The organism is uncultured Streptococcus sp. (assembly GCF_915066115.1).
Classification (GTDB): Bacteria; Bacillota; Bacilli; order Lactobacillales; family Streptococcaceae; genus Streptococcus.
Window position 1 is genome coordinate 1 of record NZ_CAJZDT010000101.1, and the last position, 6,855, is coordinate 6,855.

The following is a 6,855-nucleotide window of genomic DNA, read 5'->3' on the forward strand; positions in this document are numbered from 1 at the left end:
ACAATCTTTTCCGCAAAGAGGTACTGACCAGAAGAGCTCTCTAAAAAATTATCCTTGGTTTTGGTAAGAATATTATCGTTATTGACAAAGAAGATGAAGTTTCGCTCACCTTGCTGGTACTTTTCCAAGATAACCGCCGCCATCAAAAGCGTCTTCCCAGAACCAGTCGCCATATTGTAGAGGACTTGCTCTGGAATCGCACGATTTTCATCTGATTTATAGTATAAATAGCGTCCAATCGCTTCCTCTTGATAAGGACGCAAAGAGTGTTTCAGGTTTTTAGTAATGTAATCTGGCAAATCCGCTCGAAAGTCCTTAAAGCCAGACCGACTAACCGTATCATAAGTTTCGTAAATAAAAGTCATGACTTACTTTTCCTTCCCGTAGAAAGCGTGATTGAGCTCTTTATCTTTAGCGGAAATCCCGTAATCAATATCGTCAATATCTGAGTAATTCACGTAGAGATTGTTATTATCAATAATCTCAGATAGGATTTGCTTTTGTTCTGCTAATGAAAGCTTTTCGAATTCATTTGCTTTCAGTTTTTTAGGGTCAATGCGATAAGATAAGAAGGAAGATTTTTTCGCAAGCTCAAACAGTTCTAATAATTCTTCTGTCGTTATCGCTTGGATAATGGCATTTTTGAAGTCTTGAGCATCGTTTTTCAATTCAGCATAGACAAAACTTCCACCACCAGTCCAATTCAACTCAGAACTTATACCGGATATTTTCCCTTTTATTGCAGCATTTAATCTATTTTTTGTAATTTCTATCTGACTTTCCATCTGCTCAACACCTATAAATTGCCTGTTGGTTTTTAATGCAGTTGCTAATGTAGTCCCAGATCCCATAAAGAAATCAAGAATTATATCTCCATCAGACGAACACATCTCTAAAATACGTTTCAGAAGTTTCTCAGGTTTTTGACCGGAATTGTCAAAATCAAATTCAATTTCCGATGTAGCACGATTCGACTCCTTATATGCTTGGGGATTTGCATATATTTGAGGAATATCCTTCCACACAGTAGTCAATGGCACTCCCTTTGATGAGTCTAAATATTGTTTCTCCCAAATTGCTTCACCATTCTCATCAACTCCTCTATGCCTACGACGATAAATTCTACCATCACCATCATCAAATTTAAACCAGTCTTTTATGTATTTTTCATCATATTCCGTATAAACCTTATACTGTTTACGATTGTTGTAAGATTTTGCGTAATGTAAAATATAATCGTGAATATTTACAGGCTTAGCTCCTTTTGCTCTACCACCAGATGCTGAGCCGTATGACCAAATTATTTCCTCTACAAAATTTTCTTTTTTAAAAATTTCATCACAGAGAACTTTTAAATAATGCGATTCATTGATATCTATGTGAATGAAAATATTTCCTGTCGGCGAAAGCAACTCCCTTGCAATATTTAAGCGATTTTTCATAAAGGTTAGCCAGGTAGAGTGGTTAAAGCTATCATTATACTTGAAGCTATCCCCACCCGTGTTGAAGGGTGGATCTATATAAATAACATCAATTTTCCCTGCAAAGCGTTTTTTCAAACTATGCAGAACGATAAGATTATTCCCTTTGATGATAAGATTATCAGTATCTTTTATCTCTTCCACGTTATGCTCGCCAGTTTCGTCATAGCGTTTAAAGTTTGTCAATACCTTATCATCCAGTAAACGATTAATTTCCGTTGGAGCAAGCGTTTCGTTAAAGAAAATCTCTTGACGTTTAGCATCGTCCTTAGTCTGTCCACCCTCAAGTATGCAATCTTTGTATGGAAAGCTCAATACAACATCATTGTTTTCAGACAGATACTTCTCACCTGTAGCTAACCCAATTTTAGTTTTATACGCGGTAAAGCTATCTGGTAAGAACTCCTTGTTGTTGAGAAACTGTAAAAAGACATCCTTCTTAAAGACGAGAATACCTGTCTCCAGCTTAGAAAAGAAGTGATTAGAGATTTTTTCATCACTCATCAAGAGACTGAGGAGTTCAGGATTATACTGTCGTGCTAATTCTGCCAGTTTATTTTTATTGAGTGCGCCTTCCACCATAAAGGTGCCATTTTGTGCCAGAAGCTGTTCCAGTTCTTGTTTCATATAAAGTTTACCTTTCAGTTATAATTTAGCGAAGGACTGATAGGATTCCTTTATTATGAATATAATAAAGGAAGGGTACCCTTCCTTTATTATGAATATAATAAAGGAAGGGTACCCTTCGGACTTTTCAAATTTTTCTGATTCTATTATAGCATATCTTGAGTCGGTTCTCACAATCTTCTTTTTACTTACCGACTCCCAATTTCTTCAAAAAACTAGAGATAGAAGCAAGCTATCTCCTTTTAATAATTTTAAGTTAGATTGGAAGCAAGTTGATGAGAAAAACTTTGAGATGTTTCATGATTCGAGTAACGATAAAATTCCTAAGATACACTTGTCTTCTTGAATATTCAGATGAAGTAAAATCTTTGAAGGTAGCAATCAACCTTATAGCCTAATTCACACTCTACAACACCATTGTCTGCCCATATATCAGATTTTTCTCCTCAAGATACTTTTTCAATTCGAATTTGGAAATTTATTTCCAGACTGTAAATTTTACATAAAAAAAGCTGGGCTTCCTTAACAAACAGACTAATCCTTCTCGAGTATTAACAAATTAATTAATAAAGAAATTATGAACGACTATAACGTTAAACAGAATTAATCAAACTTGGCAATAAAATCAACCAACAAAACTTTTGGGTATCGATTCCAGAATGGGGCTGCACCGAAGTTGTGGGATACCTACCAGCAATCAACTTACCAGTGTTTATTAACAATCTAACCGTTAAAACAGCGTTATTGATTTAGCGGTAATAAGTTTTGAGTAGTTCATCAAACACACTGAAGTTTATGAAATTAACACCACAGTAGAAATCATTCAGCAAATGGGTATGTTGCTGAACAAAAGTTTGTCTAATTGCTCAAAGAAAGTATCAGAGGTATTGATATTATACCATAAGGAACAGCCCTTGTTTCGTCCTACCCTTTTTTACATCTTTGATTATCAAAATAATCCCTTTTCCCAAAAATAATAGTATAATAGAGGTAGAATTTAGAATCGAGGTATGCCTATGGCTGTAAAATTTACAAAACGAGACGACTTGGACAAGATGTTTGAAGAGTTTGCTAAACTCCCTGATTTGAAGCAAGTTACTTTCCCTGATGATAAAGAGAAAAAAGCTAAAGCAGAAAAGAAAAACTAGATGACTGCTTTCCAACAACTCCCTTCTAGTGTGCTTCAGACTGGAGCCATTTTTCTCTCCATTATCATTGAAGCCCTCCCTTTCGTTCTGATAGGAAGTATTGTCTCAGGGCTGATTGAGGTTTATATCACACCTGAAAAGGTTTATCATTTTCTCCCTCGAAATCGTTGGGGGAGAATCTTTTTTGGGACCTTTGTCGGGATTCTTTTTCCCTCTTGTGAATGTGGAATTGTCCCCATTATCAATCGTTTTCTGGAAAAGAAGGTCCCCAGTTACACGGCCGTTCCCTTTCTCGTAACAGCACCTGTCATCAATCCCATTGTTCTCTTTGCGACCTATTCTGCCTTTGGCAACTCCTTCCATGTCGCCCTGTTACGAGCTCTGGGTTCCATTCTTGTAGCTGTGATACTTGGAATTTTTCTGGGATTTTTCTGGCGAGAACCGATTCAAAAAGAAAATCGTTTGGCCTGTCATGAGCACGATTTTTCTCATTTGAGTCCTGCAAAAAAAGTTTTTCAGGTCTTTGTGCAAGCCATTGATGAGTTTTTTGATACGGGACGTTATTTGGTATTTGGCTGTCTCTTTGCCTCTGTTATACAGGTCTACGTTCCAACTCGGATTCTGACCACTATCAGTGCAACACCTATTTTTGCCATCCTGCTCTTGATGCTTTTGGCCTTTCTTCTGTCGCTCTGTAGTGAGGCGGATGCCTTTATCGGGGCTTCTCTTCTCTCGAGTTTCGGATTGGCACCAGTTATGGCCTTTCTGGTGATTGGCCCAATGCTGGATATCAAAAATATTCTCATGATGAAAAATTACTTGAAAGCACGATTTATCAGTCACTTCATTACGATTGTGACACTCGTTGTCTTAGTCTATTCTCTCTTGATTGGAGTCATCCTATGATTCGATTTTTAGTTTTAGCTGGCTATTTTGAATTGACCATTTATCTCCATCTGTCGGGCAAATTAAACCAGTACATCAACATGCACTATTCCTATCTGGCCTATATTTCCATGGTGCTTTCCTTTATTTTGGCAATTGTTCAACTGTATATTTGGATGAAGCAAGTCAAAACCCATAGTCATCTGAACAGCCGATTAGCGAAGGTTACTAGTGTTGCTCTTCTGGCTATTCCTATTGTCGTCGGCTTAACTTTTCCAACTGTTAGCTTGGATTCTCAGACCGTTTCTGCCAAAGGCTATCATTTTCCCTTATCGGAAGGAACGGATCAAGCCATTCAGACAAGTGAAGGAACGACAAGCCAATATTTGAAACCAGATACCAGTTCTTATTTTTCAAAATCAGCCTATGAAAAGGAAATGCGAACTGCGGCGGATAAATACTTGTCCCAAGATAGCATTCAGATTACGAATGAAAACTATATGGAAGTCATGGAAGCTATCTACGACTATCCAGATGAGTTTGAGGGTAAGACAGTCCAGTTCACTGGCTTTGTCTATAATGACCCCAGTCATGCCAATAGCCAATTTCTGTTCCGCTTCGGCATTATTCACTGTATCGCGGATTCAGGTGTCTATGGATTACTGACCAAGGGAAATACCCGTCAGTATGAGAACAACACCTGGATAACAGCCAAAGGAAAACTGGTCAATCACTACCATAAAGAACTCAAACAAAACCTCCCAACCTTGGAAATCGAAAGCTTTACCAAAGTCGATAAACCAGAGAATCCCTATGTGTATCGCGTGTTTTAAAAAGAGACAATATCAGAGTTTCTGCATTACAGAATTCTAATATTGTCTCTTCATTTTTTTCTTATGCTCATTTCAATCCAACATACTAGCTTATTTTTTAATTTTTTCTCTAATAAAATGTTGAGAAACCCATTTAGAATAGCTTATCATTTTTTCATCAGTCAAAGCTCCTATCACTATAGTCACACACATATCAACAGCTTCTTCCGCAGAAAAAGAAAAGTAATAACCATTTAATTGTAAAAATTGAACCAAAACATAAAAGGCTGTTCGCTTATTGGCATTGGCAAAAACATACTTCTTTATCAATCAGACAAATAATATTGTTGCATTATCAAAAATTGTTGGATAAAAAGGTTTACTAAAAACAAATTGTTCTGGTAAGTTCACAATCATATTTAACGCTGAAGGACTAACTGTTTAAATTTGCTTATTTGGAGAATACCGTTGAATTACTAAAGTATTGATTTTTTCAATTTACTCTTCCGTTAAATATACTATCATTTTTCCACCAAAGCTTTGAAAACTTCATCGTATTCATCAAAAATTGTATCCAGTTTTAAATCAAAGGCATCATCAGAAACATAAGAAATCTGATGTCCAGACTCTTCGGGAATAAAGATAATTTCGTCACTTGGAATATTGAATTCACTGGGAATCGTAATGATAATTGAATGTCCTTGTTTTCTTGTTTTTGCTGCCATATGATTTCCTCCTTTGAAGTATTGTAACAAATAAGTACGGTAATTACAATGATAGTGTAAAACTGCTATCTCATATCAAATCTTAACCAAAATACTTTTGCATAAGTGATTTTTTCAAGGTTTCTAATTCTTCCAGAGATTTTTGAATTGTCAATTATGATTTTGCTCTTTATGTCATATATTAAATATTTGTTAGAGGATTTGCATTACCTTCAGTCCAAAGCATTTCCCACAACTGATCAATTTTATTTTTTAATTCACCTGTAATCATATAATCTCTTTTCTTTATTTTTTAAAGTTATTAATATCCCTATTTTAACAGATTTCGAACAAAGCTTCAATTAGGTTTATATCTATAAGAATTTCTTTCAAAAATAAAAAAAGCAAACACAAAATATGGTTCACTTTTTAAACATTCTACTCAGCATCCTTCCAATTCCGAGCAATTTCTTCATCCTTCTGGAGTTGATCTACCAGTTCTTCAACAGAGTCAAATTTGACCATTTCACGGACACGATCTAGCCAGTAGACAATAACTGTTTCACCGTAAATGTCATCTGAAAAATCAAAAATATTGACTTCAAAACGTGGCTCTTCTCCATCGAAAGTAACATTTTTCCCGACACTCGCCATTCCACGATATCTTTTACGCTGCACTTCAATATCGACTACGTAAACACCATCAGCTGGCATATAGGTTCGATCTCTTAAAACTAAGTTTGCTGTTGGGTAACCGATAGTCCGTCCACGTGCATTGCCATGAACAACCATTCCACGTGACGGTAGAGGAGTGCCAAGTAAATGACCAGCTTCCCTGACATCTCCATCAAGAATAGCTTGACGAATACGAGTAGAACTAATTTTCCCCTTTTCATCCTCAACAGGAGGAACAATGATGATTTCTCCATCAAAATAATCCTTCAAATCATCCGCAGTTTTCTTATCAGAACCAAACGTGTAATCAAATCCCGCTACAATAATCGCTGGTTTTAATGCTCTAACATAGGTATCAAAGAACTCTTGTCCCGTTAAACTAGCAAATTTACTACTAAAGTCAAGTAAGAAAAGAGCCTCTACTCCATGCCATTTCATCTTGTGCTCCCGTTCCTCGTGATTGACGATGTGAAGCATGAGCTCAGGTTGATAAGGTGGTAAGGCAGTTTTTGGCGACTCTGAC

7 protein-coding genes and 1 pseudogene are annotated in these 6,855 nt (G+C 36.4%); 3 read left to right on the forward strand and 5 right to left on the reverse strand.

The window, feature by feature from the left end; all coding sequences use genetic code 11:
- Together QZ565_RS07155 and QZ565_RS07160 are read right to left on the reverse strand one after the other, a co-directional pair.
- The coding region (locus QZ565_RS07155) for a DEAD/DEAH box helicase family protein (RefSeq protein ID WP_295527535.1) at positions 1-365 on the reverse strand (365 nt) is incomplete at its 3' end.
- A 3-nt stretch (positions 366-368) separates the two neighbouring features.
- The gene (locus QZ565_RS07160) at positions 369-2,108 is read right to left on the reverse strand and encodes a site-specific DNA-methyltransferase (RefSeq protein ID WP_295527538.1); all 1,740 of its coding nucleotides are present in this window, start codon (positions 2,106-2,108) and stop codon (positions 369-371) included.
- Between the two features lie 1,016 nt (positions 2,109-3,124).
- Here QZ565_RS07160 and QZ565_RS07165 point away from each other — a divergent pair.
- Genes QZ565_RS07165 through QZ565_RS07175 form a run of 3 tightly spaced genes read left to right on the forward strand, consistent with a single transcriptional unit; the run spans position 3,125 to position 4,974 of the window.
- On the forward strand, positions 3,125-3,256 hold the full coding sequence (locus QZ565_RS07165) for an SPJ_0845 family protein (RefSeq protein WP_000268685.1): 132 nt from the start codon (positions 3,125-3,127) through the stop codon (positions 3,254-3,256).
- Entirely contained in the window at positions 3,257-4,162 is a 906-nt protein-coding gene (locus QZ565_RS07170; RefSeq protein ID WP_295527550.1) for a permease, read from the forward strand. It begins immediately after the preceding gene.
- Positions 4,159-4,974 carry a TIGR03943 family protein gene (locus QZ565_RS07175; protein WP_261042785.1) on the forward strand — a complete coding sequence of 272 codons (816 nt, stop codon included), beginning with the start codon at positions 4,159-4,161 and terminating at the stop codon, positions 4,972-4,974. The genes QZ565_RS07170 and QZ565_RS07175 overlap by 4 nt, the downstream gene beginning before the upstream one ends.
- Positions 4,975-5,064: 90 nt before the next feature.
- On the opposite strand, the pseudogene QZ565_RS07180 reads toward QZ565_RS07175, so the two are convergent.
- From QZ565_RS07180 to QZ565_RS07190, 3 genes and pseudogenes are all read right to left on the reverse strand, one after another.
- A pseudogene (locus tag QZ565_RS07180) lies at positions 5,065-5,451 on the reverse strand (type II toxin-antitoxin system death-on-curing family toxin).
- Positions 5,452-5,474: 23 nt separating this feature from the next.
- The gene (locus tag QZ565_RS07185; RefSeq protein ID WP_295527554.1) at positions 5,475-5,678 is read right to left on the reverse strand and encodes an AbrB family transcriptional regulator; all 204 of its coding nucleotides are present in this window, start codon (positions 5,676-5,678) and stop codon (positions 5,475-5,477) included.
- A gap of 417 nt (positions 5,679-6,095) precedes the next feature.
- The coding region (locus QZ565_RS07190; protein WP_295527556.1) for a bifunctional riboflavin kinase/FAD synthetase at positions 6,096-6,855 on the reverse strand (760 nt) is incomplete at its 5' end.